This window comes from Faecalibacterium sp. An122, from assembly GCF_002160895.1.
Classification (GTDB): Bacteria; Bacillota; Clostridia; order Oscillospirales; family Ruminococcaceae; genus Faecalibacterium.
In genome coordinates, this window is sequence record NZ_NFLL01000002.1 from 244,868 (window position 1) to 271,167 (window position 26,300).

At 63.4% G+C, this 26,300-nt stretch carries 21 protein-coding genes; 16 read left to right on the forward strand and 5 right to left on the reverse strand.

The window, feature by feature from the left end; all coding sequences use genetic code 11:
- Positions 1 to 18: 18 nt before the first annotated feature.
- From B5E67_RS03045 to B5E67_RS03055, 3 genes are all read left to right on the forward strand, one after another.
- Positions 19 to 1,473: a transglutaminase-like domain-containing protein gene (locus tag B5E67_RS03045; protein WP_087382740.1), complete on the forward strand. Its 1,455-nt coding sequence runs from the start codon at positions 19 to 21 to the stop codon at positions 1,471 to 1,473.
- A 9-nt stretch (positions 1,474 to 1,482) separates the two neighbouring features.
- A complete protein-coding gene (gene rmuC / locus B5E67_RS03050; protein WP_087382743.1) occupies positions 1,483 to 2,853 on the forward strand; it encodes a DNA recombination protein RmuC in 1,371 nt (456 codons plus the stop codon).
- 169 nt (positions 2,854 to 3,022) lie between these two features.
- Positions 3,023 to 4,207, forward strand: a complete 1,185-nt coding sequence (locus B5E67_RS03055; RefSeq protein ID WP_087382745.1) for an MBL fold metallo-hydrolase — start codon at positions 3,023 to 3,025, stop codon at positions 4,205 to 4,207.
- A 56-nt stretch (positions 4,208 to 4,263) separates the two neighbouring features.
- Here the strand turns inward: B5E67_RS03055 and B5E67_RS03060 are convergent, their stop codons facing one another.
- A complete protein-coding gene (locus B5E67_RS03060; RefSeq protein ID WP_087382748.1) occupies positions 4,264 to 4,635 on the reverse strand; it encodes a helix-turn-helix transcriptional regulator in 372 nt (123 codons plus the stop codon).
- Between the two features lie 183 nt (positions 4,636 to 4,818).
- Positions 4,819 to 5,367 (reverse strand): DUF1836 domain-containing protein, encoded by a 549-nt coding sequence (locus tag B5E67_RS03065; protein ID WP_087382750.1) that lies wholly within the window; start codon positions 5,365 to 5,367, stop codon positions 4,819 to 4,821.
- Between the two features lie 199 nt (positions 5,368 to 5,566).
- Here B5E67_RS03065 and B5E67_RS03070 point away from each other — a divergent pair, with 199 nt between their 5' ends.
- The 13 genes from B5E67_RS03070 to B5E67_RS03130 all read left to right on the forward strand — a co-directional run bounded on the left by B5E67_RS03070 (position 5,567) and on the right by B5E67_RS03130 (position 22,560).
- Positions 5,567 to 6,415, forward strand: a complete 849-nt coding sequence (locus B5E67_RS03070; protein ID WP_087364249.1) for a DegV family protein — start codon at positions 5,567 to 5,569, stop codon at positions 6,413 to 6,415.
- A gap of 192 nt (positions 6,416 to 6,607) precedes the next feature.
- Positions 6,608 to 8,134: a cardiolipin synthase gene (cls, locus tag B5E67_RS03075; RefSeq protein WP_087382753.1), complete on the forward strand. Its 1,527-nt coding sequence runs from the start codon at positions 6,608 to 6,610 to the stop codon at positions 8,132 to 8,134.
- A 142-nt stretch (positions 8,135 to 8,276) separates the two neighbouring features.
- Positions 8,277 to 9,308 (forward strand): hypothetical protein, encoded by a 1,032-nt coding sequence (locus B5E67_RS03080; protein ID WP_087247218.1) that lies wholly within the window; start codon positions 8,277 to 8,279, stop codon positions 9,306 to 9,308.
- Between the two features lie 491 nt (positions 9,309 to 9,799).
- Entirely contained in the window at positions 9,800 to 11,194 is a 1,395-nt protein-coding gene (locus B5E67_RS03085; protein ID WP_087382756.1) for an MATE family efflux transporter, read from the forward strand.
- Positions 11,195 to 11,325: 131 nt separating this feature from the next.
- Positions 11,326 to 13,569 (forward strand): ATP-dependent RecD-like DNA helicase, encoded by a 2,244-nt coding sequence (locus B5E67_RS03090; protein ID WP_087382758.1) that lies wholly within the window; start codon positions 11,326 to 11,328, stop codon positions 13,567 to 13,569.
- Between the two features lie 132 nt (positions 13,570 to 13,701).
- A complete protein-coding gene (locus B5E67_RS03095; protein ID WP_087247213.1) occupies positions 13,702 to 14,727 on the forward strand; it encodes a rod shape-determining protein in 1,026 nt (341 codons plus the stop codon).
- A gap of 58 nt (positions 14,728 to 14,785) precedes the next feature.
- Positions 14,786 to 15,100, forward strand: coding sequence for a hypothetical protein (locus B5E67_RS03100; protein ID WP_087382760.1), 315 nt, complete (start codon positions 14,786 to 14,788; stop codon positions 15,098 to 15,100).
- A 141-nt stretch (positions 15,101 to 15,241) separates the two neighbouring features.
- Positions 15,242 to 17,758, forward strand: coding sequence for a UvrD-helicase domain-containing protein (locus tag B5E67_RS03105; protein ID WP_087382763.1), 2,517 nt, complete (start codon positions 15,242 to 15,244; stop codon positions 17,756 to 17,758).
- A gap of 6 nt (positions 17,759 to 17,764) precedes the next feature.
- Positions 17,765 to 18,547 (forward strand): FAD-dependent thymidylate synthase, encoded by a 783-nt coding sequence (thyX, locus tag B5E67_RS03110; RefSeq protein WP_087382766.1) that lies wholly within the window; start codon positions 17,765 to 17,767, stop codon positions 18,545 to 18,547.
- Positions 18,544 to 19,227, forward strand: coding sequence for a deoxynucleoside kinase (locus tag B5E67_RS03115; protein WP_087382769.1), 684 nt, complete (start codon positions 18,544 to 18,546; stop codon positions 19,225 to 19,227). Before thyX ends, B5E67_RS03115 begins: the two co-directional genes overlap by 4 nt.
- 53 nt (positions 19,228 to 19,280) lie before the next feature.
- The gene (locus B5E67_RS03120) at positions 19,281 to 20,096 is read left to right on the forward strand and encodes a hypothetical protein (RefSeq protein WP_087382772.1); all 816 of its coding nucleotides are present in this window, start codon (positions 19,281 to 19,283) and stop codon (positions 20,094 to 20,096) included.
- 63 nt (positions 20,097 to 20,159) lie between these two features.
- Positions 20,160 to 21,302: an endolytic transglycosylase MltG gene (gene mltG, locus B5E67_RS03125; protein ID WP_087382774.1), complete on the forward strand. Its 1,143-nt coding sequence runs from the start codon at positions 20,160 to 20,162 to the stop codon at positions 21,300 to 21,302.
- A gap of 28 nt (positions 21,303 to 21,330) precedes the next feature.
- On the forward strand, positions 21,331 to 22,560 hold the full coding sequence (locus tag B5E67_RS03130) for a U32 family peptidase (RefSeq protein ID WP_087382776.1): 1,230 nt from the start codon (positions 21,331 to 21,333) through the stop codon (positions 22,558 to 22,560).
- Positions 22,561 to 22,657: 97 nt separating this feature from the next.
- Here B5E67_RS03130 and B5E67_RS03135 read toward each other — a convergent pair whose 3' ends face one another.
- The 3 genes from B5E67_RS03135 to B5E67_RS03145 form a co-directional block, all read right to left on the reverse strand.
- Positions 22,658 to 23,422, reverse strand: coding sequence for a copper homeostasis protein CutC (locus tag B5E67_RS03135; protein WP_087382778.1), 765 nt, complete (start codon positions 23,420 to 23,422; stop codon positions 22,658 to 22,660).
- Positions 23,423 to 23,507: 85 nt separating this feature from the next.
- Positions 23,508 to 25,007: a UDP-glucose--hexose-1-phosphate uridylyltransferase gene (gene galT, locus B5E67_RS03140; protein ID WP_087382780.1), complete on the reverse strand. Its 1,500-nt coding sequence runs from the start codon at positions 25,005 to 25,007 to the stop codon at positions 23,508 to 23,510.
- Positions 25,004 to 26,287, reverse strand: a complete 1,284-nt coding sequence (locus B5E67_RS03145; RefSeq protein ID WP_087247193.1) for a galactokinase family protein — start codon at positions 26,285 to 26,287, stop codon at positions 25,004 to 25,006. The genes galT and B5E67_RS03145 overlap by 4 nt, the downstream gene beginning before the upstream one ends.
- Positions 26,288 to 26,300: the final 13 nt, after the last annotated feature.

Sequence of the window (26,300 nt, forward strand, 5' to 3'; positions counted from 1 at the left end):
AGAGGGGAGAGAAAACCTATGCCTTTGGATTGCAACGAAACCTTTCGCAGCCTGAATGCCGGTCTGCCGGACGATGTGGCCCGGCTGAAGGCAGCGGGATATTACGACGAGGCCATCGCCCGGATTGACGCCCGCCTGGCGGAGGACTGGACCTCCACCCAGAACGGCCCCAACCGGGCCGCCAACCCCACCCCGCAGGGGGTGGACGCCCAGCGGATGGCCCTGCTGGCCCAGCGGGAGATGATGTGCCGTCTGCCCCGGGAATATCCCTACACCGAGGCCCAGGCCGTGGCCCGGATGCAGTCTCTGGTGCGGGACTTCACCCCGGAAGAGTTCCGGGCGCTGGACCGGGCCGGCCGGGTGGACTGGCGGTTTGTGGAGGGAGTAAAGCACTATCAGAAGCGCTTTGCCGAGACCCTGCTGGACACCGACCCCGCCTATGGGGCCCGGCGGCTGGACCCCGGCCCCGACGGCAGCGCGGCCCGTGCCCGCCGCCGCGCCGTCCATGAACAGATGGTCCGCACCGGCAGTGCCTCGGCCCGAATTACGGTGGAATCCAGCATCGGCATGAGCAACGCAGCCTTTGACGCCGCTCTGGCCCGGGCCAAAGCCCAGGGACGGGACAGCGTCCATGTCCGGGCCTGGCTGCCGGTGGCAGCTGCCTGCGACGCCCAGAGCGATCTCTCCATCGACTTCGCCTCGGAGCAGCCGGCCCATGTGGCCCCTGCGGATGCGCCCCAGCGCACTGTGTTCTGGGAGGCCGACCTGACCCAAAACCGCTCCTTCACCCTGCGGTACAGCTACACCCAGACCGCTCGCTATGCCGACCCGTTGAGCTTTGAACCCGACCCGGTTCAGCCCGATTTTGATACCGGCGAGGAGGCGCCCCACATTGTCTTTACCCCCTATCTGCGGGCCCTGGCGGCCCAGCTGACCGAGGGAGTCACCAGCCCGGCGGAAAAGGCCCGGCGCTTTTACGATTACATCACCCTGAATGTCCGCTATCACTACCAGCCGGCCTACTTTGTGCTGGAGGATATCCCCACCCGCTGCGCCGCCGACCGGCGGGGAGACTGCGGCATCATGGCCCTGACCTTCATCACCCTCTGCCGCATCGCCGGGATTCCTGCCCGGTGGCAGAGCGGTCTGGCGGTGGGGCCGGACAAGTGCGGCTGCCACGACTGGGCCATGTTCTACATTGCCCCCAAGGGCTGGATGTACGCCGACTGCTCTTATGGCGGATCGATGGCCCGGGCCGGGGAGGAGGAACTGCGCCGGCATTATTTTGGCAATCTGGACCCCGGCCGGATGGTGGCCAACCGGGCCTTTGAAGCGCCCTTTGATCCGCCCATGACCGGCTTCCGGGCCGACCCCTACGACAACCAGTGCGGCGAAATCGAGGCCGACGGCGTGGGACTGTATGGGGACGACGTGGTCACCGCCAAAGAAACCCTCCGCTACGAGGAAAAATAAGGAGAAACCATGGAAGTAATTGTTGCTGCACTCTGCCTGCTGCTGTTGCTGGCGGGGGATGTTTTGCTGGTGGTGCTGCTGATGCGCAGCCGCCGCCCCGATGACCAGGACCAGGTCCAGGAGCTGGAGGACTGGCTGGAACAGCGGCTGGCCGCCCAGGAGGATGCCTTCAACAAGCGCCTGCGGGACAGCCAGGCCGCCCTGGCCGACCAGAACTATGCCGCCATCCGGGGCGTCCAGAACGCCGTGGAGGGGATGGGGGCCCAGCTGACCAACAGCCAGGCCGTCCAGCAGAAAAACCTGGAGGGCCGGTTCCAGACCATGGAGCGGACCCTGGAGAGCCGCCTGCGGACCCTGGAACTGTCCAACGAGCAGAAGCTGGGGGACATGCGCCGCACCCTCACCGAGGGAATGGACGCCGTCCGGGCCGAGAACGCCAAAAAGCTGGATGAAATCCGCCACACGGTGGACGAGCAGCTTCAGGACACCCTGCAGAAGCGGGTGAGCGAGAGCTTCAAGACGGTGAGCGACCAGCTGGAACAGGTGTACAAGGGCCTGGGCGAGATGCAGACCCTGGCCGCCGACGTGGGCGGCCTGAAACAGGTGCTGTCGGGCGTCAAGACCCGCGGCATTCTGGGCGAGATCCAGCTGGGGGCCATTCTGGAGGAGATTCTGGCCCCCGAGCAGTACGCCACCAACGTGGCCACCATACCGGGTTCCACCCAGCGGGTGGAATTTGCGGTCAAGCTGCCCGGCGCCGACGGCCAGAATGTCTGGCTGCCCATTGACTCCAAGTTCCCCGGCGACACCTACGCCCACCTGCAGGACGCCTACGCCGCCGGAGATCCCCAGGCCGTGGAGGCGGCCCGCCGCGCTCTGGAACAGGTGATCCGGGCCGAGGCCAAGGACATCCGCACCAAGTATGTGGAGCCCCCCTATACCACCAATTTCGGCATCCTGTTCCTGCCCTTTGAGGGCCTGTATGCCGAGGTGGTGAACCAGGGCATGGTGGAGAGCCTCCAGCGGGACTATCAGGTCAACGTGGCCGGCCCCAGCACCATGGCTGCTCTGCTGAACAGCCTGCAGATGGGCTTCAAGACGCTGGCCATCCAGAAGCGTTCCAATGAGGTCTGGCAGGTGCTGGGCGCCGTCAAGACCGAGTTTGAAAAGTTCGACAAGGGCCTGTCCAAGCTGCAGGAGCGGCTGCGCCAGTCCGACCGGGAGCTGGACGACCTGATCGGCACCCGCACCCGTGCCATCAACCGGAAACTGCGCTCGGTCCAGTCTCTGGACGATGCCAGCGCCGCCGTCCTGCTGGAACTGGACGCCGCCCCGGGTCAGCCGCCCCGGGCCAGCCTGACCGATGGCGACGATGCATGAGCAAATTTTTCAGCCAATGAGAAGATCAGCCATTGCTTTTTCCCTACAAGTATGGTATGATAAGTCGGCCCGGTGGAAACCCGGGCTTGTGAAACGAATACAGGGCGGCAGCCAAAAGCTGGTCTCCCTTTTAAAATGGGCTTAAAAACAACGGAAAGGACGACTTGCGATGAACGTACATAAGACAAAGATTACCGATTCTGTCCTGGGCATCAGCCTCAATGATACCACCCTGGACCTGTTCGAGAGCCAGTACCCTGTGCCGGGCGGTGTGAGCTACAACTGCTACCTGATCCGGGATGAGAAGACCGCCGTCATGGATACGGTGGACGCCCGCGCCACCGACCTGTGGATGGAGACCCTGGAGGCCGAGCTGGCCGGCACCGCTCCCGATTACCTGGTGGTGTCCCATGTGGAGCCCGACCACTCGGCCAATGTGGCCCGCCTGGCTGCCAAGTACCCCGAGATGAAGGTGGTGGGCAACGCCAAGACCTTTGCCTTCCTGGCCAACTTCTTCCCCGGCGCCATTCCGGCAGACCGTCAGGTGGTGGTGAAGGACGGCGACCAGCTGAACCTGGGCGCTCACACCCTGACCTTTGTCTTTGCCCCCATGGTCCACTGGCCCGAGGTCATGGTCAGCTATGAGTCCAGCGAAAAGCTGCTGTTCTCGGCCGACGGCTTTGGCCGGTTCGGCGTGGTGGCCGACGGCGACAGCTTCGCCAACTGGGTCGACGATTCCCGCCGGTACTTCCTGAACATTGTGGGCAAGTATGGCGCTCAGGTGCAGGCCCTGCTCAAAAAGGCCGCCGGGCTGGAGATCAGCCGGATCTGCCCCCTGCACGGCCCGGTCCTGACCGGGGACCTTGCGCCCTACCTCAGCCTCTACGACACCTGGTCCAGCTACAAGCCCGAGGACCCCGCCGCCATTCTGGTGGCTTCGGCCTCCATCCACGGCCACACCCGTGAGGCGGCCCACCGGATGGCCGAAAAGCTGCGGGCCGCCGGCGCATCCGTCACCGAGATGGACCTGACCCGCACCGACGTCTCCTACGCGGTGGCCGAGGCCTTCCGCTGCGGCAAGATGGTGCTGGCCTGCGCTACCTACGACGGCTTCCTCTTCCCGCCGATGGAGGCCTTCCTGACCCACCTCAAGACCAAGAACTTCCAGAACCGCACCGCCGGCCTGCTGGAAAACGGGATGTGGGCCCCGATGGCGGGCAAGCTGATGGGCGCCGCCCTGGCCGGGATGAAGAACATCACCGTCTGCGAGCACACCGTCAGCATCCGCGGCGCAGCCCACCCCTGCGACGAAGCGCCGATGGACGCGCTGGTCAGCGAGCTCATCGCGCGGTAAAAATGCACACTGTAAAAGCCGGACCCGCAAGGGTCCGGCTTTTTGTCTGTCCGGATTTACCAGACGTAGACGGCGTGGATGGCGAAGTACAGCATGGCGGCAAGGGCGAGGATGCCGGCGCCGCCGGCGAGGATGAGATACCACTTGATGAACTTTTTGGCGGTGCCGACGTCGTTGTAGAGGGAGTCCAGCTTTTCGCTGTTCAGGTTCCGGCTCCGCACGTCGGCGACGTCCACGTCCCGGACCAGCTCGTCGAGGGTCAGGCCAAAGTAGTCGCTGAGCAGGACCAGCCGCTGGAAATCGGGGTAGGACTGGGCCGACTCCCACTTTGAGATGGTCTGCCGGGAGACATGGAGCTCGGCGCCCAGTTCTTCCTGGGAGAGCCCCATCGACTTGCGCAGGCTGATGAGTTTTTCGTTGAAATTCATAGGATGCTCCTTCCGCTTGGGGGTTCAAACTTGGGTGCGGCCGCAAGTTCAGGATACCAGAAGGGGAGCGGTTTGGCAAGCAACCATCCTTGGCAATTTGTCAACCGGCGCTGACAGGGCGGAAATTCCGCCTTTTGGGGCCGGAAAGCAGGAAAAAAGCGCAGGCGGCAGACCTGCGCTGGGTTAATTCAGATCGTCCAGGATATCCGGCCAGAGGGCCTTTTCCTGGCGCAGTGCGTCGAAGCAGCAGTCCAGATACAGCTTGTGGGCGGCCGGGATGATGGTGCGCCGGAGCAGGAACTGCTCGTCGTTCAGTTCGTTGTCCGGGGGGCGGTCAAAGCTGCGCAGCCCGAACACAGATCCCACGGCGGCCTCCAGCTCGGCGCAGAAGGTGTTGTAGGCGGTCGCGGGGGTGCAGTATTCCTGCTGGATGGAGAACAGAAGCTGGATGTTCTCCATGGAAAGCACGTTCTTGACCGCGATAATGTACATCAGATAGCCAATCTGATCCCGGGTGTATTTTTTGCGCACCGGATGGGGGATAAGCCCTTTTTTGACATAGTTGCTGACCATCGAGCCCGTCAGCTCAATCCCCGGAAACGTGCGGAAATGGAGATTGACATATTGAACGGTCTGGTCCAGGTACAGCCCCATGCCGGGAAGTTCATCGTACCGGGGCAGGGCAAAGCCCGCAGCCGAAGCCGCAATGCGGCGTTTCGTTTCAGTGTTCATGTTTTTAGTATACAGCGATTCATTGAAAAGTCAACAGAAATTGAAAATAAAAACCTTTTATTAAGATTCTTAGATATTGTTGACAAGTTATCTGAAAACTGATATGATGGGTGCAGAAAGCACAACTTGTTCAACCACGAACGAGTGCTGAAAGCTACGGTTGGCGCTTGCCGGCTGCAGGAATGGAGAGATGTATTGTATGAAACGGAAAATCGTTGTGGATTCGTCATCGAATCTATGCCAGCTGCCGGGGGTTGATTTTGCCTGTGTGCCGCTGAAGATCATCACCGATGAGCAGGAGTATGTGGATACCCCCGACATTGACGCGTTCGCCATGGCCTCGGCCATGCGCAGCTACAAGGGGAAGAGCTCGACCTCCTGCCCCAACGTGGGGGACTTCCTGGCGGCGTATCAGGGTGCGGACGAAATTTTTGTTGTGACCATCACCGGCACTCTGTCCGGCTGCAACAATGCAGCCCGGATGGCGGCCGAAGAATATCAGGACATCAACCCCGGCACCAAAGTTTATGTGCTGGACAGTCTGTCCACCGGCCCCGAAATGTCTCTGATCGCAGCGCGGATGGCTGCTCTGGCCCAGACCGACGCCACCTTTGAGGAGATCTGCGCGGCGGTGGAGGAGTACAGCCATCACACCCACCTGCTGTTCTCGCTGGAGTCGCTGAACAATCTGGCCCGGAACGGCCGCGTCAAGCTGACGGCGGCCATGGTGGCCCGCGCCCTGGGCATCCGGGTGGTGGGTCAGGCCAGCCCTCAGGGCGACCTGGGCATCATTTGCAAGACCCGCGGCGAGCACGGCGCCCTGGAGCGCCTGGTCCTGGAAATGCGGGACAAGGGCTTTGCAGGCGGCCCGGTGGAGATCGCCCACTGCGACAATGAGAAGGCGGCCCGCCGTCTCAAGCTGATGATCGAGGCCATCTGGCCTGCCGCCAAGGTGGAGCTGGTGTGCTGCGGCGCGCTGTGCAGCTTCTATGCAGAGCTGGGCGGCCTGCTGGTGGGCTATGAGGATGCAGAGGCTCCGGCCATCTGATCCGGCACCGGTTGAGTAAAACGAGGAATCCTAGAGGCAAAGCTGCCCCCCGGCGGGGGCGGTTTTGCCTCTTTTTTGCCTCCGGCTTGCAAAAAGCGACCCGGGGCGGTATACTGACAGGGAATACGATGTTCCCAACACAGCCTGTGCGGGCCTGGAGGCACAGGCCTGCCGTCAGAGAGGGGGAAAGCTATGTTTCGACTGCCCATCGTAAAATTTTTCAGCCGGTTTATCAACCGGATCACCATTACGCTGCTGCTGATTCTGGTTCAGGTGGCGTGGATTGCCTCGCTGTACCTCCGCCTCACCGAGTACGCCGCCTGGCTGAACAGCGTCATGGTGGTGATCAGCGTGCTGATTATCCTGTTCCTGGTGCGCAAGGATGAAAACCCGGCCTATACCATCGCCTGGATGGCGCTGATCGGCATTATGCCGGTGTTTGGCGGGTTGATGTACCTGTTCTGGGGCAACAAACGGCCCTCCCGCCGGATGCGGCGCCGGATGGAGGCGGTGGACCGCCGCCATCGGGGCCTGGTGGCCCAGCACCCGGACCAGGTGGGGGAGCTGGACCCGCGGATGCGGGAGCTGAGCGGCTACATTGCCAAATACGGCCCCTGGCCGGGATGGAAAGGCACCTCGGCCCGCTATTTTTCCAGCGGTGAGGAGATGTTCCCCCACCTGCTGGAGGACCTGAGAAACGCTAAAAAGTTCATTTTCCTGGAGACCTTCATCATCCGCCCGGGGGTCATGTGGAACGCCGTGGAGGACATCCTGAAGGAAAAAGCCGCCGCCGGCGTGGACGTCCGGGTGATTTACGACGATATGGGCTGTCTGACCACTGCGCCTTCCGGCTTTGTGGTCCGGCTGGAACGGGCCCATATCCGCTGCATCCCCTTTAACCCGGTGGTTCCTCTGGTGTCTTTGGTGATGAACCACCGGGATCACCGCAAAATTGTCTCCATCGATGGCAATATCGCCTACAACGGCGGCACCAACTTTGCCGACGAGTATATCAACGCCGAGGAGCGGTTCGGCTACTGGAAGGACGCCGCCGTCCGGCTGGAGGGCAGCGCCGTCTGGAACTTCACCCTCATGTTCCTGAATTTCTGGAATTCCTTCCGCCCCATGGAGGAGGACTACAGCGCCTTCCGGCCCACCGTGCAGGCCCGGCCCGACGGCGTGATCCAGCCCTATGCGGACAGCCCCCTGGACGAGGAGCGCCTGGCCGAGAGCGTCTATCGGGATATCATCGACCAGTCCCGGGACTATGTCTATATCTTCACCCCCTACCTGGCCATCGGAGAGGACCTGATGAACTCCCTCAAGCTGGCCGCCAAGCGCGGGGTGGATGTGCGGCTGGTGCTGCCGGCCATCCCGGACAAAAAGATTGTTTTCCGGCTCAGCCGGTCCTATTATCTGCCGCTGCTGCGGGCGGGGGTCAAGATCTATGAGTTTACCCCCGGTTTCATCCACTCGAAATGCTATGTCAGCGACGACCGGGTGGCGGTGGTGGGCAGCATCAATATGGACTACCGCAGCCTGTATCTGCACTTTGAGTGCGGCACCCTGCTGATGAACAACAGCCAGGTGGCGGCGGTGCGGGCCGACGCCGAAAAGACCTTTGCCCAGAGCCGCCGGATCACCATGGACGACTGCCGCACCAGCCTCATGGGCACCCTGCTGGACGATGTGCTCCGGCTTATCAGCCCCATGATGTAAAAAATGGTTTGCTCCCTGCGCCCTTTCTTCGGAAAGGGCGCTTTTTGCGCGGCGGGTGTGTATAAAACCGGCGCCGGCCGGGCAGACTACCCGCAAAAGAGCCCCAGCCGGGGCGTCAGCAATCAGCAAAGGGAGCGAAAGAATGAGAGCAAATCAATATCTGGCAGCGCTGGCCGCGGCGGCCCTGCTGCTGACCGCCTGCGGGAAAATGGACGACAGCTCGTCCAGCAGTTCGTCGGGAAGCAAGCCGGGCAGCGGGTCGGCCTCCGGGCAGAAGGATGACGCATGGAAAACCGGTCTGGCCATCCGGACCGAGACCGAGGCAGGGGATAAATCCGGCAAAATCCACTCCATTGCAGCGGCGGTTCTGCTGGATGAGGATGGACGGATTGTCCAGGTGGTGCTGGATGAGCTGGAAGGCAAAATCAGCACCACCGAGGCCGGCGCTGTGACGGTGGCCGAGGACCTGCGGACCAAGCGGCAGAAGGGGGATGAGGATTACCCCCTGTCGGCGGTGTCCTCCATCGGCAAGAGCTGGGCCGAACAGGCGGACGCCTTTGGTGAATACCTGATGGGGATGACCGCCGATGAAGTCAGCCGCCTGTCCACCGATGCGGACGGCTACGCCAAGGATGCAGACCTGCTGTCGGGCTGCACCATCAAGGTGGACGGCTACCGCGAGGCGGTGGAAGCAGCCTGCGCCCAGGCTCAGGCCATGGGCGCCGCCGAGGGGGACAGCCTGGCGCTGGGCATTGAGACCACCGACGCCAGCACTACCCTCCAGGCCACTTCGGACAAAAACGCCATGCCTCAGCTGGACGTGACCGCCGCCGCCCTGACTGTCAACGGCTCGGGCCGGGTCACCAGCGCCGTCTGCGATATGGCGGAACCTTCCTTGAAGGTGGACGCCAAGGGCATGGTGTCAGGGGACGGCGAGGTCAAGAGCAAGCACGTGCTGGGGGATGACTACGGCATGCGCAAGGCTTCGGCCCTGGGCAAGGAGTGGTATGAACACAGCGACGGCTTTGCCGGATACCTGAAGGGCAAGACCGCCGAGGAGATTGAGAAGATCCCCGACGACGGCAGCGATGCGGACCTGGCGTCCATGTGCACCATCGACATCACCGACCTGCAGAAGGCCGCGCTGCGGGCCATGGACACCCTGCGGAGCTGACCGGACAGCGGCCTCGGCGGGGAGGTAAAAATAGATATTTTTCCGCCCGAAATAAACGCGTAGATTGTCCAAAAAGACGCTTGCTAATTTTAGCAGCCTGCACTATAATAGCAACCAATCACACAGCGTCCTGCCCCGTTTTGGAGCAGGGCGCTTCAGCGTGTCAGAGACACGCTCCAGGGGGAACCCATTTCTGCCTGCATACGCAGGTCAGAAATTCCTTCCCCCTGGTATCCCCCTGGGGACAAAATTTCGAGCCAAATCGCGCACTAGGCCTTCGGCTACGCACACAATTTGGCTCAAAATTTCCCTGGCGGTATCCAGACCGTACGCGCATGTCATCCGGTCTGGATTTTTCTGTGGCATGAAACGTCCTGCCCCGTTTTGGAGCAGGGCGCTTTTCGTGGGGATTTTTTGGAAAAACGATTGGATGCACCCGCCAAAGGGGCGGGGCCTTCCGCGACGGCGGAAGGGCTAAGGAGGATGTATCTATGACAAAAGACATGACCCAGGGCCAGCCCCTGCGGCTGATCCTGCTGTTTGCGGTGCCCATGATGCTGGGCAGCCTGTTCCAGCAGTTCTACAACATGGCCGATACCATCATTGTGGGCCGGTTTGTGGGCGTGGACGCCCTGGCCGCCGTGGGCAGCGTCGGCGGCCTGAGCTATCTGGTGCTGGGCTTTGTGAACGGCATCGCCTGCGGCTTTGCCATCCCGCTGGCCCGCTGCTTTGGCGCCAAGGACGACACCGAAATGCGCCGCTATACCGCCAATTCCGTTTGGCTGTCCCTGATTTTTGCCGCTGTGCTGACGGTGGTGACGGTGGCTCTGACCCGCCCCATTCTGGTTCTCACCAACACCCCAGCCGACATCATCGACCTGGCGGATGTGTATATCCGCACCATCTTCGCCGGGATTCCCTTCACCCTGCTGTACAACGTCACCAGCGCCTTCATGCGGGCGCTGGGGGACAGCCGCCGCCCCCTGTACTTCCTGCTGGTGGCCAGCGCCCTGAACGTTGTGCTGGACATCGTCTTTGTTCTGTTCTTCCACGCGGGGGTCTTTGGCGCCGCTTTGGCCACCGTCATCAGCCAGGCGGTGGCCGGTCTGTGGAGCCTGGCGTACATGGTCAAAAACTTCCGGATGCTGGGCTGGTCCCGGGAGGAAGGCCGCTTCAGCACCGGCCACTGCGCCAAGCTGTGCATGATGGGCCTGCCCATGGGTCTCCAGTGCAGCATCACGGCGGTGGGCAATATCGTTCTGCAGACGGCCGTCAATGGTCTGGGCAGCTCGATTGTGGCCGCCATGACCGCCGGCAGCAAGGCGGGACAGATTCTGTCGGTGCCCCTGGAGAGCATCGGCACCGCCATGACCACCTACACCAGCCAGAACCTGGGCGCAGGCAGCCTGCCCCGGGTCAAGCAGGGGGTGCGGACGGCGCTGGGCATCAGCATTCTCTACAGCATCGCCTCCTTTGTCATCCTGCACTTCTCGGATACCCTGCTGATCGGCCTGTTCCTGGACAGCGCCCAGGCCGCCGGCGGGACCATTATGTCCAACGCCCAGGAGTTCCTGTTCTGGAACAGCGTATTCTATATCCCCCTGGCGGTCCTGATTATCTACCGCTATTCCATCCAGGGTTTGGGCTATTCCGGCTTGGCCATGTTTGCCGGCGTGTTTGAGATGTTCGCCCGGGCGCTGGTGGGCTTCTGGATGGTGCCGGTATTCGGCTATTGGGCCGGCTGCATTGCCAGCCCGGTGGCCTGGTTTGCGGCCTGCTTCTTCCTGATCCCGGCCTACCAGGTGGTGATCCGCCGCCTGGACAAAAACCGCGGCGGCAGCCAGTCCGCTACCGGGCATGCCGGCGTTCGCCTGCGCAAGGCCTGAAAGTGATACAGAGTCCGTCCGCTCCGGCTGGTGCCGGGGCGGATTTTTTATACTGGTCCCAATTTACAAAATCCGCCCGAAAGGGTATACTTATTTATTATGAGCTTATCAGGGGAAGGGGGCGTCCGCCCATGGAAGACCAGCAGCTGGAACAGCTGGAAGGAACCATTGAGGACATTATTTTTGAGAACAGCGACAGCGGATATGTGGTGTTTGAGCTGTCGGGCGGGGGCACCCTGACGGTGGTCTGCGGTACGCTGGGGGAACTGCACGTGGGCCAGAGCGTGGTGTGCCGCGGCAAGTACGAGACCCACGCCACCTATGGCCGCCAGTTCCACGCCGTCGAGTGCATCACCGATATGCCCAAGGATCTGGACGCCGTCTATGCGTTCCTGGCCAGCCGGTCCCTGCCCTATGTGGGCCCCGCCACCGCCCAGAAGATCATCGAGAAGTTCGGCGCCGCCTCTCTGGACGTCATCGCCAACGAGCCCGCCCGCCTCACCGAAATCAAGGGCATTTCGGCCGACAAGGCCGACCGCATCCAGCAGGAATTCAAGCGGATGTTCGGCATGCGGGAACTGATTGCCTACCTGGCCCAGTTTGAGATCGGGCCCCGGCGGGCCATGGAGGTATTCCGCACCTTTGGGCCGGGGGCGGCTCAGGCCATCGCGGCCAATCCCTATCTGCTGTGCGGCGAGCCGCTGCAGCTGGATTTCCGCCACGCCGACAGCATCGCCCAATACTATCAGATGGAAGGGGACTGCGCCCAGCGTCTGGAAGCCGCCCTGCTGCGGACCCTGCGCCACAACGCCGGCAACGGACACACCTGCCTGCCCCGGGAGCGCCTGGTGGCCACCGCCTCTTCCTTTATCCATCAGCCCCCCGAAAAGCTGACCGACGCCCTGGAAAGCTGTCTGGCCAGCGGGGAACTGGCCTCCCGAACCTGGAACGGCGGGGAATACATCTGCCTGCCCGACCTGCTGGCTGCGGAGGAGGCCATTGCCGACCGGCTGGCGTCCCTGGTCCGCCGGGAGCCCCAAAAGGCCCACCACATCGAGCGGGACATCTGGGTGCTGGAACTGTCCCAGGGCTTCGCCTATGCCCCGGAACAAAAGGAGGCCATCTGCCGGGCCGTCACTGAGAACTGCCTGGTGCTGACCGGCGGCCCCGGCACCGGCAAGACCACCACCGTCAACGCCATCCTGAATATTCTGGAGAGCCAGGCCGAGCGGGTGGCCCTCTGCGCCCCCACCGGCCGGGCCGCCAAGCGTCTGAGTGAGCTCACCGGCCGCAAGGCCTCCACCATTCACCGCCTGCTGGAGGTGGATTATTCGGGGGGCGTGGTCAGCTTCATCCACAACGAAAAGAACCTGCTCAAGTGCGATGTGGTGATTCTGGATGAGATGAGTATGGTGGATGTCCAGCTGTTCCAGAGCCTGCTGGCGGCCCTGCGGCCCAACTGCCGGATCATTATGGTGGGAGACGCCGACCAGCTGCCCAGCGTGGGCCCCGGCAATATCCTCAGTGAGGCCATCCGGTCCGGGGTGGTGCCCACCGTCTGCCTGAAGCGGATTTTCCGCCAGGCCAAGCGCAGCCTGATTGTGGAGAACGCCCACAACATCGTCAGCGGCCGCCCCCTGCAGAAGGGCGGCAAGGAGGACGATTTCTTCTTTCTGGAAGCGGACGGCGAGGTCTGCCAGAAGCTGGTCTGTGACCTGGTGACCACCCGTCTGCCCCGCAGCTATGGCTTTGACCCGGTGCGGGACATCCAGGTCCTTTGTCCCACCAAAATGGGCCCCTGCGGCACCCAGGCCCTGAACAGCCTGCTGCAGGATATGCTGAATCCGCCCGCCCCGGGCAAACCTCAGCTGCAAAGCGCCTCCCGGGTATTCCGGGTGGGGGACAAGGTGATGCAGGTCCGCAACAACTACGAGATCATCTGGCACCGGGACGGCGGCGAACAGGGGGTAGGGGCCTACAACGGCGATATCGGCATTGTGGAGTCCATCAATACCCGGGACCGCTCCATGGTGGTGCGGATGGATGACCGCCGCCTGATCTATCCCGCCGAGAACCTCAGCGAGCTGGAAACCGCCTACGCCATCACCATCCACAAGAGCCAGGGCAGCGAGTTTGCGGCGGTGGTGCTGCCGGCGGCCCAGGTGCCGCCCCGGCTGTGCTACCGAAACCTGTTTTATACCGGGGTGACCCGCGCCCGCAAACTCTGCGTGACGGCGGGCCGGCGGGATACGGTGGCCGCCATGATGGCCAATGTCCGCCAGAACCTGCGGTATTCGGGCCTGGCCGCCCTTCTGCGGGAGGCTCTGCCCCCCGAGCAGCAGGCGCTGGAAACAGGGCCAAAAACTGGGGCGTGAGCTGCGCCCCGGTGAGAAATTGCTATACTTTTGGCCCTGAGTATGGTATACTGAAAGCTGGATTTTTACAGCGCAACCTGAGCTTTCATCAAGATAGGCTGTTTCGTGGATAGAGAAAGGAACGTTTGGATTATGGCACAGAATGATATCGGGATCGATCTTGGTACAACCACCATCATCATCGCACAGGAGGGCAAGGGCGTGGTCCTGAACCAGCCCAGCATTGTGGCCATCGATACCCGCAAAAATACCGTCCTGGAGGTGGGCGACAAGGCCCTGGCCATGGTGGGCCGCACCCCCAACTACATTTCGGCCACCTTCCCCCTGAAGGATGGCGTCATCAGCGACCACACCATGACCCGTGAGCTGATCTGCCGCTTTGTGAATCAGGTCTACAGCTCCCACATGGTCAAGCCCCGCGTGGCGGTCTGCGTGCCGGCGGCCATCACCGGCATCGAGAGCGACGCCGTGGTGGAGGCCGTGGTGGCGGCCGGCGCCCGTCAGGTCTACCTGATCGACGAGCCCATCGCCGCGGCCCTGGGCTCGGGCATCGATATCACGGTGCCCGACGGCCGGATGATCATTGACATCGGCGGCGGCACCACCGATATCGCCGTCCTGTCCCTGGGCGGCAAGGTCAAGGCCACCAGCGTCCGGGTGGCAGGCAACCACTACGACGACGAAATCCTCAAGCATGTGCGGGCCAAGTTTAACATCGCCATCGGCCAGCGCACCGCCGAGGAACTGAAAAAGCGGGTGGCCTGCTGCCCCCAGAAAACCGATTTTGACGAGACCATGGAGATCAAGGGCCGCAGCCTGCTGACCGGCCTGCCGGTCCGTGTCAATGTGTCCACCAGCGATCTGTATGAGCCGGTCATGATGCTGAGCGAACAGATCGGCACCGCCGCCCATCAGGTGCTGGAGAAGACCCCGCCCGAGCTGGCCGGCGATATCTACAAGAACGGCGTCATGCTGACTGGCGGCGGCGCCCAGCTCCACGGCCTGCCCGAATACCTGAGCCAGGAGCTGAAGGTGGACGTCTACGTCTCGCCCGATCCGGTCAACTGCGTGGCTCTGGGCACCGCCATGAGTCTGAGCATCGGCGACAAGCTGGAAGTGGGCTTCACCGATGCAACCCCCCGCATCGGCCGGCGCTGAGCGTCCCCGGCTTGCAAAAAACAAACGGTCCGCCGGACCAAGTAAAGGAGGATGAAGGATGGATTCCAGTCTGATTATGTTTGTGGTGGTTTTGGGAGCCGTGGTTCTGGCCTATGTGCTGCTGCGGGGCAAAAACCAGATTCCCTCGCCTGAAATCTCTTCCAAGCCGTCCCGGCCGGCGCCCCCGAAAGCCCAGCCCGCTGCGGCTGCGGCTCCCAGCATTGAGCCGGGCATCCCGCCTGAGGTGGTGGCCGTCATCGCCGCTTCGGTCTGCGCCATGAGCGGCGGCCAGTACACCCTTCGGGCTGTGCGCCGGGCCAGCCGGGCTACCTGGGCCCGTGCGGGCGCAGTGGATGTCACCGCACCCTTTTGAACCTTCTGAAAGAAATCAGCACCAACAGCGCCCGCTCCAGAGACTTTGGCCCGGAGCGGGCTTCTTCTGATTCGTGCCGGGGGATGGCACAGAGGCCGCAGGAACGGGCGGATATTACGATACAAGGAGAAGTAGTACGGAATGGCAACCGATTTACAGACAGAATTTTGCTCCCTTCGGGACACCTACATTGAAAAGCAGTTTGGCCGCCTGAACGAGATGCAGCGGCGGGCGGTGTTTACCACCAGCGGCCCGCTGCTGATTCTGGCCGGCGCCGGCAGCGGCAAGACCACCGTCCTGGTCAACCGGATCGCCAACCTGATCCGGTTCGGCAGCGCCCATGGCAGCCGCTGGACCCCCCGTCCCGCGGTGGATGAGGACCTGCGGGCTCTGCGCACCGCCATCATGACCGGCACCGACGTGCCGGCCTGGCTGGACGATATGATGCGCTATAACCCCACCCGCAGCTGGAACATTATGGCCATCACCTTCACCAACAAGGCCGCCGGAGAGCTGAAAGACCGTCTGTGCTCCATGCTGGGGGACGAGGAGGGCAAAGAGGTCTTTGCCTCCACCTTCCACTCGGCCTGTGTGCGGATTCTGCGCCGGTACGCCGAGGAAATCGGCTGGCCCCGCAGCTTCACCATCTACGACACCGACGACGCCCAGCGGGTCATGAAGGCCATCTACAAGGAACAGAGCGTGGATGACAAGTTCTTCCAGGTCAAGGCGGCCCTGAACCAGATCGGCCGCTGGAAAGACCAGCTCATCGACCCCGCCGAGGCCGCCAAGGAGAGCGTGGGCAAGACCAAGCTGGAGCTGGCCGCCAAGCTGTACGGCATCTACGAAAAGCGCCTCCATGAGGCCGGCGCCTTTGACTTTGACGGCCTGATCTATTACACCGTCCGCCTGCTGCAGGAGAACGCCGAGGTCCGGGATTACTACCAGACCAAGTACCAGTACCTGCTGGTGGACGAGTATCAGGACACCAGCGTGGCCCAGTTTCGCCTGGTGAGCCTGCTGACCGGCCCCGAAAAGAACATCTGTGTGGTGGGCGACGACGACCAGAGCATCTACCGGTTCCGCGGCGCCACCATTGAGAATATCCTGAACTTTGAGCGGTATTACCCCGGGGCAAAGGTCATCCGGCTGGAAGAGAACTACCGCTCCACCTCCAACATCCTGAACGCCGCCAACTGCGTCATCAGCCACAACACCGAGCGCAAGGGCAAGACCCTCTGGACCAAAAACAGCGAGGGCGCGCCGGTTCATGTCTACCAGGCGGAGGACGAGCGGGACGAGGCCAGCCACATCGCTGAAATCATCGGCCAGCACCTGCGGGCCGGGGGCCATCTGTCCGACCACGCCATCCTCTACCGGATGAACGCCCAGTCCAACCCCATCGAAAACTATTTCACCCGGGCCGGCATTCCCCATAAGATTGTGGGCGGCCAGCGGTTCAATGACCGCAAGGAAATCAAGGATATCCACTCTTATATGTCCATTGTGGCCAACCCCAAGGACGACGTCCGCCTGCGCCGGATCATCAACGAGCCGGCCCGGAAAATCGGCGCGTCCACGGTGGATGCCATCGCCGAGCTGGCCGGTCTGGAAGGGGTCAGCATGCTGGATATCATCAGCCGCGCCGACCAGTACGCCAAGCTGTCCCGGTCGGTGGCGCCCCTGTTCAAGTTCTGGCAGATCTACCGCCAGCTGCAGGACGCGCTGGACACCTGCCCCCTGGACCTGTTTGCCCAGAAGGTCATCGACCTGACCGGCTACGGCCAGATGCTGGAACAGCAGGCGGCCCAGGGCCATGAGGATGCCCAGGACCGGCTGCAGAACCTGGGCCAGCTGGTCAACAACGTCAAGGCCTATTGCGACACCCGCGGGGTGGACGCCAGCCTGGAGGGCTATCTGGAAGAAATCGCCCTCATCAGCGACATTGACAGCTACAACGAGGACGCCGACCAGGTGGTCCTGATGACCATTCACTCGGCCAAAGGCCTGGAGTTCCCCTATGTGTTCCTGGTGGGCATGGAGGAGAGCGTGTTCCCCAGCGAGATGAGCCGCTACTCCCCGGAGGACCTGGAGGAGGAGCGCCGTCTGGCCTACGTGGGCATCACCCGGGCCAAAAAGGAACTGTATATCTCCCACAGCGTCACCCGGATGCTCTACGGCCGCACCTGCCGCAATGAGCCCAGCCGCTTCCTCAACGAGATCGAGCCCGAATACCTGGAAACCACCCGCAGCCCGTCCCTGGACCGCCCCGCACGCAGCTGGGGCAGCATGGGGGATGGGGTGCCCGGCGGCGCTTCGGGTTACTCCGGGCCGTCCGGATGGGGCCGCACCGCCTCCGGCAGCCGCAGCAGCGGCTACCTCAACCGGGAGTACAACGCCGGCGCAGGCCGCGCCAAGGTGGCCTTCCCGGGCGCGCCGGCGGCAGGCATTTCCCGCCCGGCGGCGCCCCGGCCGTCCGCTCCCTCCAAGCACTATGAGCCGGGGGAGACGGTGTTCCACAAGGTCTTTGGCCGCGGCATGGTCACCCGCGTGACCCCGGCGGCAGGGGACAGCATTGTGGAGATTCGCTTTGAGAAGGTCGGCACCAAAAAGATGATGGCAAACCTGGCCCCGCTGACCAAAGGAACGGAGGATTAAACGCCCATGATGACAGTTCGACTGATTGCCTATACCCCGGAGCCCGAGAAGGTGGTGGCCGCGGCGGCCAAGCTGTGCTATTCCGACAGCCACATCACCGACCTGCTGGACGGCCTGGACGACGAGAAAACCGCCCGCTTCCTGAATATGCTCAGCGACCTGGGCCACGCCAGCCCCATTGAGCACGCCAGCTTTACCTTTGGCATCGAGGGGGTCAGCCGGTCTCTGCTGGCCCAGATTACCCGCCACCGGATCGCTTCGTTCAGCGTCCAGAGCCAGCGGTATGTCCGGCTGGATGACTTCCGCTATGTGGTGCCCCCCGCCATTGAGGCGGTGCCCGAGGCCAAGGAGGCTTTCCTGGCCAGCATGGAGGAGGATGCCCGCCGCTACCTGGACCTGGCCCATAAGCTGGAAGAGGGCCATGCCGCCCGCCTGATGGCCGAAAGTGTGCCCGAAAAGGAGGCCCGCCGCAAGGCCGAAAAGATGGCCAACGAGGACGCCCGCTTTGTGCTGCCCAACGCCTGTGAGACCAAGATGGTGGTCACCATGAACGCCCGCAGCCTGCTGAATTTCTTCCGGCTGCGGTGCTGTGAGCGGGCCCAGTGGGAAATCCGGCAGCTGGCCGATGAAATGCTGCGCCTGGTCTACCCGGTGGCGCCCCATCTGTTCCGCACCGCCGGCCCCGGCTGCCTGGAAGGCCCCTGTCCCGAGGGCAAGATGTGCTGCGGCCATCCCGCCGCAGTGCGGGATAAATACCAGGCCCTGCGCGAAGGCGGTGCAGAGGTATGACGACAGAGGGAACCCGGGGCCGCCTGCTGGTGATTGACGGCCTGGACGGCAGCGGCAAGGCCACCCAGGCCCGGCTGCTGGCCCAGCATCTGACCGCCCAGGGGCGGCAGGTACGCCAGATCAGTTTCCCCAACTATGCCAGCGATTCCTCGGCCCTGGTGCGGATGTACCTGGCGGGACAGTTCGGGGACAAGCCCGACGACGTCAACGCCTACGCCGCTTCCAGTTTTTTCGCCGTGGACCGCTACGCCAGCTATAAGACCGACTGGGGCACGTTTTATCAGGAGGGCGGCATCGTCATTGCCGACCGTTATACCACCTCCAACGGAGCCCATCAGTGCTCCAAACTGCCCCCCGAGGCCTGGGACGCCTACCTGGACTGGCTGTTTACATACGAATACAAACTTCTGGGTCTGCCTGCGCCGGATGCGGTGATTTACCTGCGGGTGGACCCTGCGGTCAGCCAGCAGCTGATGACCAGCCGCTACCACGGCGACGAGAGCAAAAAGGACATTCAGGAACGGGACCTGGAATATCTGGAGCGGAGCCGCCGCGCCGCCGAATACTGCGCCCAAAAGCTGGGCTGGCAGACGGTGGAGTGCACCGAGGCGGGCCGGATGCGGACGGTGGAGGACATCGGCCGGCAGGTTCTGGCCCTGGCGGAGTCTGTGCTGGAATAAACGAAAAACCGAAGAATTTGCAATAAAATCAAGAAAAAGGGGGTATCTTAAAGATGTTTCGGCTGATGGAGCCGTTGGATTGGGCGGCTGTGAAAGAGCTTTGGGCTGCCCAGTGGGATGAGCCCGCCGACCAGGCCGAAAAGGCAGTCCGGCAGTTTGCCGGGGAAGAGAACACCTACCTGGCAGAGGAGAACGGTGTGCTGCAGGCGCTGGTCCTGGCAGTCCCGGTCACTTTGCAGGGGCGGCGGGGCTGCTACCTCTATGGCCTGTGCAGCCGGGATGACAACGACGCCGCCGGCCTGGTGGACTATGTGTTCAGCCAGAAAAGCCGGCAGGGCGCCGACTTTGTGGTGACGGTGCCCTCGGGCCCCCAGCGTTCGGCCTTTTATGCTGCCCGCGGTTTCAGCTGGGCCTTTGGCCTGCGCTGCCTCACCCGGGAGGTCCGCCGCAATCTGTGGAGCCAGGCGGACTTTGACGCCGTCACGGCCAAAAAGCTCTGTGAGCTGCGTCGGCAGTACTGCCCCGACAGCGTGGAAGTGGACCCCGCCCGGATGACGGTGGTGCTGGGAGAACTGTATGCCCGCGGCATCACCATCGTCTCCAATGACCACGGCTATGGCCTGTATTTCCGCAGGGAGGACACCCTCTTTTTTGTGGAGCTGATGGCCGACGATGACCGCGCCGCCGAAGTGCTGATGGAAGCCGCCCGCCAGAAGGAAGTGGTGGTGGAAAAAGCGGTGATTACCGTGGGCGCCGCCCAGCCCCTGTTTCTGGGGGAGGGCACACGGCAGGAATACGGCATGATCCGGTTTGCCTGCGCCCCCTTTGACGTGAGCGGCAGCTATATGCGGCTGATGATGGAAAAGTAAGGCGGGCCCCTTCGGGCCCGGTTCCGGCCTGGCCGGACCTGCACAAGGAAGGAAAAACGTTGTATGAAGGACGCGAAAACGAGCAAGCATTCTGCCCCGCACCCCAAAAAGCACACCCTGCGCCGGGTGATTCTGGCCCTGCTGCTGATTCTGGTGCTGGCGGCGGGAGCGGTGGCCCTGCTGTTCCGCCGGGAAATCACCGGCGGCGGAGCCTCCGGCCAGACCGTCACCGTCACGGTGGATCAGGGCAGCGGTGTGGCCGCCATTGCCCGCAACCTGAAGCAGGCCGGCGTCATCCGCTTTCCGCGGCTGTTCCGCTGGTATGTGGGCCGGCAGGGCGCTGCCTCCAAACTGCAGTACGGCACCTTTGAGCTGGAGCAGGGCGCGTCCTACGACGAACTCATTCAGGCCCTGTCGGTGTACGCGGCCGCCGAGTCCACCCGTCTGACCTTCCCCGAGGGTACCACCGCCATCGCCATCGCACAGCAGATGGAAAAGGCGGGCCTGTGCACCGCGGAGGAATTTCTCACCGAGGCCAACGAGGGCGATTTCAGTGAATACCGCTTCTGGCAGTACGTCCCCAGCGATGAGGAGGCCCCCGGCCGGTTCATGAAGTGCGAGGGCTATTTGTTCCCCGACACCTATGAGTTCCTCAACGACGGCACCGTCCACGACTATGTGGCCACCTTCTACGCCCGGTTTGACCAGATGATCACCGACGAGATCTACGCCAGCCTGGAGGAACAGGGGATGACCCTGCATCAGCTCGTCACCCTGGCCTCCTTCGTCCAGGAGGAGGCCGGCAACGACCAGGACAGCAACGTGGCCCAGGTGTTCCGCAACCGCCTGGCGGAGGGCTCGCCCTATCCGCGGCTGGAGAGCAACGTCTCCAGCTATATCCAGAGCGACGAGGACAACAACTACCTGTGGAACTGGGTGGCCCCCTGGTATGGGGGCTGGGACGCCATTCCCCAGGAGATCATCGACGCCTACGACACCTACAGCCGCAGCGGACTGCCGGCGGGCCCGGTGTCCAACCCCGGCCTGGAAGCCATCCGGGCTGCCCTGAACCCCCAGCCGGATGAGGAGGCCCAAGACGCCTATTTCTTTGTCACCGACCTGACCGGTCACTATTATTACGCCAAAACCCTGGCCGAACACCAGGCCAACGTCAAGACCGCGCGCCAAGTCAACGCCGGCCTGTGAGATGGAACAATCAGAGAGGAACCGTTTTATGCTTGAGATTCCTGAGCTGCTGGCCCCTGCGGGGGACCTAGAGCGGCTGCGTTATGCGGTCTGCTATGGAGCAGACGCCGTGTACTGTGCCCTGCCCGAATTCGGGATGCGGTCTGCACCCGCCAACTTTACCCCCGAGGAGCTGGCCGACGGCGTGATTTACGCCCACGCCCGGGGCCGCAAGGTCTATCTGACCCTGAACACCCTGCCCACCAATGAGGAGGCCGACCGCCTCCCCGACGCCATCCGCCAGGCGGCTGCCGCCGGCGTGGACGCCTTTATTGTGGCGGACCTGGGGGTTCTGGACGCCTGCAAGACCTACGCCCCCGACATCGACGTCCATATGTCCACCCAGACCGGCATCACCAACTATGCCTCGGCCATTGCCTGTCACAAGATGGGAGCCAAGCGGGTGGTGCTGGCCCGGGAGCTGAGCCTCACCGACATCGCCGTCATCCGGGACAAGACCCCGCCCGAGCTGGAGCTGGAAGCCTTTGTCCACGGCGCCATGTGCATGAGCGTGTCGGGCCGGTGCCTGCTGTCCAATTACCTCACCGGCCGGGACGCCAACCGGGGCCAGTGCGCCCAGCCCTGCCGCTGGAAATACTACCTCACCGAAGAAACCCGCCCCGGCCAGCTCTACGAAATCGGGGAAGGGGAGGGCGGCAGCTATATCCTGAACGCCAACGACCTGTGCACCGCCCCCTTCCTGGATCTGATCTGCAAGGCCGGCGTGGACAGCCTCAAGATTGAGGGCCGGGCCAAGACCTTCTACTATGTGGCCAGCGTGACGGCGGCCTACCGGCGGGCGCTGGACCAGTATCTGGCCGACCCCTTCGCCGAGGACTTCGACCTGGCCCCGGAGGTGTTCACCGAGCTGACCCGCACCAGTCACCGGCCCTATTCTCCCGGCTTCTACTTTGGCGCCGACAAGGCCCATCAGAATACGTCCAGCGCCGCCTACATCCGGGAATGGGAGTTTGTGGGCACGGTGGACGGCTGGGAAAACGGCGTCGCCTCCTGCCAGCAGCGGGGCAAGTGGTCTCTGGGTGACACCATCGAGGCCCTGACGCCCGACGGTTCCAGCATCCCCCTGACCCCCGCCTGGATTCGCAACGAGGCAGGGGAGGAGGTCGCCTCCACCCCCCACGCCATGGAAAAGTACACCATCCCCACCCCCGAGCTGCCTCCCATGAGCCTGCTGCGCCGGCGCACCGCCGAGGGTTAATGGTTTCAATACATGAAAAAACAAGCTGCCCCGCTCTCCCGGAACCAGTCCGGAAGGGCGGGGCAGCTCGCTGTATAAGGAGAAAGAAAATGACGTTTTAGAGGCTGTCCAGAGCCTGACGGGCGCGGCGGACCGCTTCAGGGTCGGTCTGCCACAGCTCGAATTCCTCAAAGCCCGGCAGGCCCATGGGCACGCCTGGCCGCCGGAAGATCATCCGGCTGGGAATGGTCTTTTTGCCCGACAGATGGTAGGACAGGATGCCGGTTTCCCGGGCCAGCAGGGGAATGTTGTCGGCGTGGACGCCCGACCCGGCCAGAATCTCAATCCGTCCGGCAGCCTGCTGCTGCATCCGGGCCAGAAGCGCCCGGCCGGTATAGGCATCGGCGGCCTGGCCGCTGGTGAGGATGGTGTCCAGGCCCAGGGCGCAGGCTGCTTCCAGGCAGGCCGAAGCGTCCTGACAGACGTCAAAGGCCCGGTGCAGGGCCAGAGCCACCGGCCGGCCCTCGGCGGCCCGGCGGGCGGCGGCACAGATCCGCTCCATGGCGGGGACATTCAGCGCGCCCTCGGGGGTCAGCACCCCGGTGACGATGCCGTCCGCCCCGGCCTGAACCAGATCGGCGGCCAGCTCTTCCATCTGGGTCAGCTCCCAGTCGTCGTAGCAGAAATCCCCGGCCCGGGGCCGCAGCAGGGCCCGCACCGGCAGGCCGGTCTCGGCCTTGACCTGGCGCACCAAGGCCAGACTGGGGGTGGTGCCGCCGATGGACAGGTCGGCGCAGAGTTCCAGGCGATCGGCTCCGCCCTCCCGGGCGGCCAGGGCGCTGGCGGTGCTGTCCACACAGATTTCCAGAACTTTACGGGACATATGGGTCCTCCTTGGGATAGGATAGGCGCCCGCCGGCCCGAATATGCAGCCGGCGGGGCCAAATCTTGTTCAGGGGGCAGAAAACTCAGCGGACGCTCTCCAGGAAGCGCACGAAGCCGGCCTGGCCAGCCTCATCCCGCTTGTAGACACCGGCGTCGGCCAGAACCTCGGCGAACACATGGCCGATCTCCTCCTCCACGATGGCGTGGACGTTGTCGGCGTTCAGGTCGGGGTGCTTGACCAGCAGTTCACCGGCCCACTCGGCGTGCTTCTGGATGGCTTCGCCGTACTGGTCCACCGGGGTCCGGTTGACCAGAGCGGTCTCCAGCTCGGCGATTTCACCCTTCAGACGGCTGGGCAGAACGGCCAGGCCCATGACCTCGATCAGGCCGATGTTTTCCTTCTTGATGTGGTGGAGCTTGGCGTGGGGATGGAACACACCCAGAGGATGCTCGGGGGTGGTGATGTTGTTGCGCAGCACCAGATCCAGCTGGAACTTGCCGTCCCGCATCCGGGCGATGGGGGTGATGGTGTTGTGGGGCTCGCCGTCGGTCTCGGCAAAGACAAAGCAGCTCTCGTCCGAGTAGCCGCGCCATGCAGCCAGAATCTTGTCGGCCAGATCCACCAGCTTCTCGTCGTCGGCGCCGGTCAGACGGATGCAGCTCATGGGCCAGCGGACAATGCCTGCCTCCACGTCCTCATAGCCGGGGAAGGTCCAGGTCTTTTCGATGGGAGCTTTGGCCATGGCGAACTCATAGCAGCCGCCCTGGAAGTGGTCGTGACTCAGGATGCTGCCGCCCACGATGGGCAGGTCGGCGTTGCTGCCCACGAAGTAATGGGGGAACTGGGCCACAAAGTCCAGCAGCTTGCGGAAGGTGGCCCGCTCGATCTTCATGGGGGTGTGCTCGCTGTTGAAGACGATGCAGTGCTCGTTGTAGTAGACGTAGGGGCTGTACTGCAGGTTCCAGTCGCTGTCGTTGATGGTGATGGGGATGATGCGGTGATTTTCACGGGCGGGATGGTTCATCCGGCCGGCATAACCCTCGTTTTCGCGGCAGAGCTGGCACTTGGGGTAGGCGCTCTGGGGGGCCAGCTTGGCGGCGGCGATGGCCTTGGGGTCCTTTTCGGGCTTGGACAGGTTGATGGTGATGTCCAGGTCGCCGTAGGGGGTCTTGGTGACCCACTTCATGTCCTTCTTGATGCGGTAGCGGCGGATGTAGTCGGTGTCCTGGCTGAAGGCGTAGAACCAGTCAGTGGCAGCCTTGGGGCTTTCTTCCTCGTACTTCTCCCAGAAGTTGGCCCGGACAATGCTGGGCCGCGGGGTCAGAACGCCCATCAGCTTGGTGTCGAACAGGTCCCGTGCCACCGAGTTGTCCTCGCAGATGCCGCGGGCCACCGCGTCGTCCACCAGGGCGGTGAGGATGGACTCCAGATCGATGTAGTAGCAGTCGCCCTCGGGCTCCTCAAAGTTGTCCAGCTGCATGGTCATCAGGAGCTGGTTGCGGATGTAGATTTCGTCGTCGGGCAGGATCAGCCCGGTGTCCAGCCCGTAATTGACGAGCTGCTGAATTGCATTGTAAATCACAGTACAGCGCCTCCTTCAGGACGGATGGAAAGAACGTGGCAGCGGCCCTGGCCGATGATGGCCTCGATGCCGGCTTTGAAGGTGTCCAGTTTGTCCAGGGGGACAAAGGCCTGGACGGTGCCTGCGAATCCGCCGCCGTGGACACGGACGGCGCCCTCGCCGGCCAGCAGATGCTTGGCGGCGGCGATGGTGACGGCCACCTCCTGGTGGGCGGTGTAGCCTGCGGGGATGACGTTCTGCAGGTACTCCCAGCTGCTGCGGCCCGACTCGTTCACCAGGCTCAGGAAGGTCTCAAAGTCACCGGACCGGAGGGCGGCCACCTGACGGGCCACGCGGTCGTTGTCGGCGTAGATGTGGAAGGCACGCAGGACGGCGCGGTCGCCGCAGGCAGCGCGGCAGGCGGGAATGTTGGCCAGGAAGGTCTCAAAGGGGACGTCCCGCAGCACTTCGCCGCCGCAGACCTTGGCCACGCCGCGGCAGTCGGCGGGGATGGCGGCGTACTCGTCGGTCAGGTCGGCGTGGTCGGCGCCCGAATCCAGGATGCACAGAGCCAGGCCGGCCTTGGAGAAGTCCACGTCCACCGGCTCCACCACCGGGTTGGCGGGATCGGCAAAGTCGATGGTGATGATGTTGCCCACGCTGGAAGCCATCTGGTCCATCAGGCCGCAGGGCTTGCCGAAGTAGACGTTCTCAGCCCACTGGCCGATCTGGGCGATGGCGATGGGGGAGACCTTCTCCTCCATGAACAGCTCGTTCAGGATGGTGCCGATCAGCACCTCAAAGGCGGCACTGGAGGAAACGCCGCTGCCCTTGGGCACGTTGGAGGTGACATACACGTCCAGGCCCGACAGCTTGGCGCCCCGCTGGGCAAAGGCAGCGCACTCGCCCCGCAGGATGGCGGCGCTGGTGTTCTCCTCTTCCTTGCGGGCTTCCAGGTCGTTCAGGGCGATGGTGCACAGGGGATAGCCCTCGCTCTGGACCCGCAGTTCGCCCCGGTCGTTGGGGCCGGCGGCGGCGATCATGTCGATGTTGACGCTGCCCGCCAGCACACGGCCGTGCTGGTGGTCGGTGTGGTTGCCGCCGATCTCGGTGCGGCCCGGCGCACTGAACAGCGCTGCGGCGCTGTGGGGACCAAACGCTGCCTCCAGACCGTCCAGGGCGGCGGCATAGCGGGCAGCCTGGGGCGCGGTCTCACTGGGCGCGCAGCAGTAGAGGGAGGCCAGCCGGGCGGCGTGGACACCGTCCGCCAGCTCCTGCTTCCAAATACGGACATCCTTCATTCTCGTTTCCTCC

Bases quoted from the DNA above. Each gene is read 5' to 3' on its own strand.
- B5E67_RS03045 (WP_087382740.1), top strand. From the start codon at position 19: ATGCCTTTGGATTGCAACGAAACCTTTCGCAGCCTGAATGCCGGTCTG.
- rmuC (WP_087382743.1), top strand. From the start codon at position 1,483: ATGGAAGTAATTGTTGCTGCACTCTGCCTGCTGCTGTTGCTGGCGGGG.
- B5E67_RS03055 (WP_087382745.1), top strand. From the start codon at position 3,023: ATGAACGTACATAAGACAAAGATTACCGATTCTGTCCTGGGCATCAGC.
- B5E67_RS03060 (WP_087382748.1), bottom strand. From the start codon at position 4,635: ATGAATTTCAACGAAAAACTCATCAGCCTGCGCAAGTCGATGGGGCTC.
- B5E67_RS03065 (WP_087382750.1), bottom strand. From the start codon at position 5,367: ATGAACACTGAAACGAAACGCCGCATTGCGGCTTCGGCTGCGGGCTTT.
- B5E67_RS03070 (WP_087364249.1), top strand. From the start codon at position 5,567: ATGAAACGGAAAATCGTTGTGGATTCGTCATCGAATCTATGCCAGCTG.
- cls (WP_087382753.1), top strand. From the start codon at position 6,608: ATGTTTCGACTGCCCATCGTAAAATTTTTCAGCCGGTTTATCAACCGG.
- B5E67_RS03080 (WP_087247218.1), top strand. From the start codon at position 8,277: ATGAGAGCAAATCAATATCTGGCAGCGCTGGCCGCGGCGGCCCTGCTG.
- B5E67_RS03085 (WP_087382756.1), top strand. From the start codon at position 9,800: ATGACAAAAGACATGACCCAGGGCCAGCCCCTGCGGCTGATCCTGCTG.
- B5E67_RS03090 (WP_087382758.1), top strand. From the start codon at position 11,326: ATGGAAGACCAGCAGCTGGAACAGCTGGAAGGAACCATTGAGGACATT.
- B5E67_RS03095 (WP_087247213.1), top strand. From the start codon at position 13,702: ATGGCACAGAATGATATCGGGATCGATCTTGGTACAACCACCATCATC.
- B5E67_RS03100 (WP_087382760.1), top strand. From the start codon at position 14,786: ATGGATTCCAGTCTGATTATGTTTGTGGTGGTTTTGGGAGCCGTGGTT.
- B5E67_RS03105 (WP_087382763.1), top strand. From the start codon at position 15,242: ATGGCAACCGATTTACAGACAGAATTTTGCTCCCTTCGGGACACCTAC.
- thyX (WP_087382766.1), top strand. From the start codon at position 17,765: ATGATGACAGTTCGACTGATTGCCTATACCCCGGAGCCCGAGAAGGTG.
- B5E67_RS03115 (WP_087382769.1), top strand. From the start codon at position 18,544: ATGACGACAGAGGGAACCCGGGGCCGCCTGCTGGTGATTGACGGCCTG.
- B5E67_RS03120 (WP_087382772.1), top strand. From the start codon at position 19,281: ATGTTTCGGCTGATGGAGCCGTTGGATTGGGCGGCTGTGAAAGAGCTT.
- mltG (WP_087382774.1), top strand. From the start codon at position 20,160: ATGAAGGACGCGAAAACGAGCAAGCATTCTGCCCCGCACCCCAAAAAG.
- B5E67_RS03130 (WP_087382776.1), top strand. From the start codon at position 21,331: ATGCTTGAGATTCCTGAGCTGCTGGCCCCTGCGGGGGACCTAGAGCGG.
- B5E67_RS03135 (WP_087382778.1), bottom strand. From the start codon at position 23,422: ATGTCCCGTAAAGTTCTGGAAATCTGTGTGGACAGCACCGCCAGCGCC.
- B5E67_RS03145 (WP_087247193.1), bottom strand. From the start codon at position 26,287: ATGAAGGATGTCCGTATTTGGAAGCAGGAGCTGGCGGACGGTGTCCAC.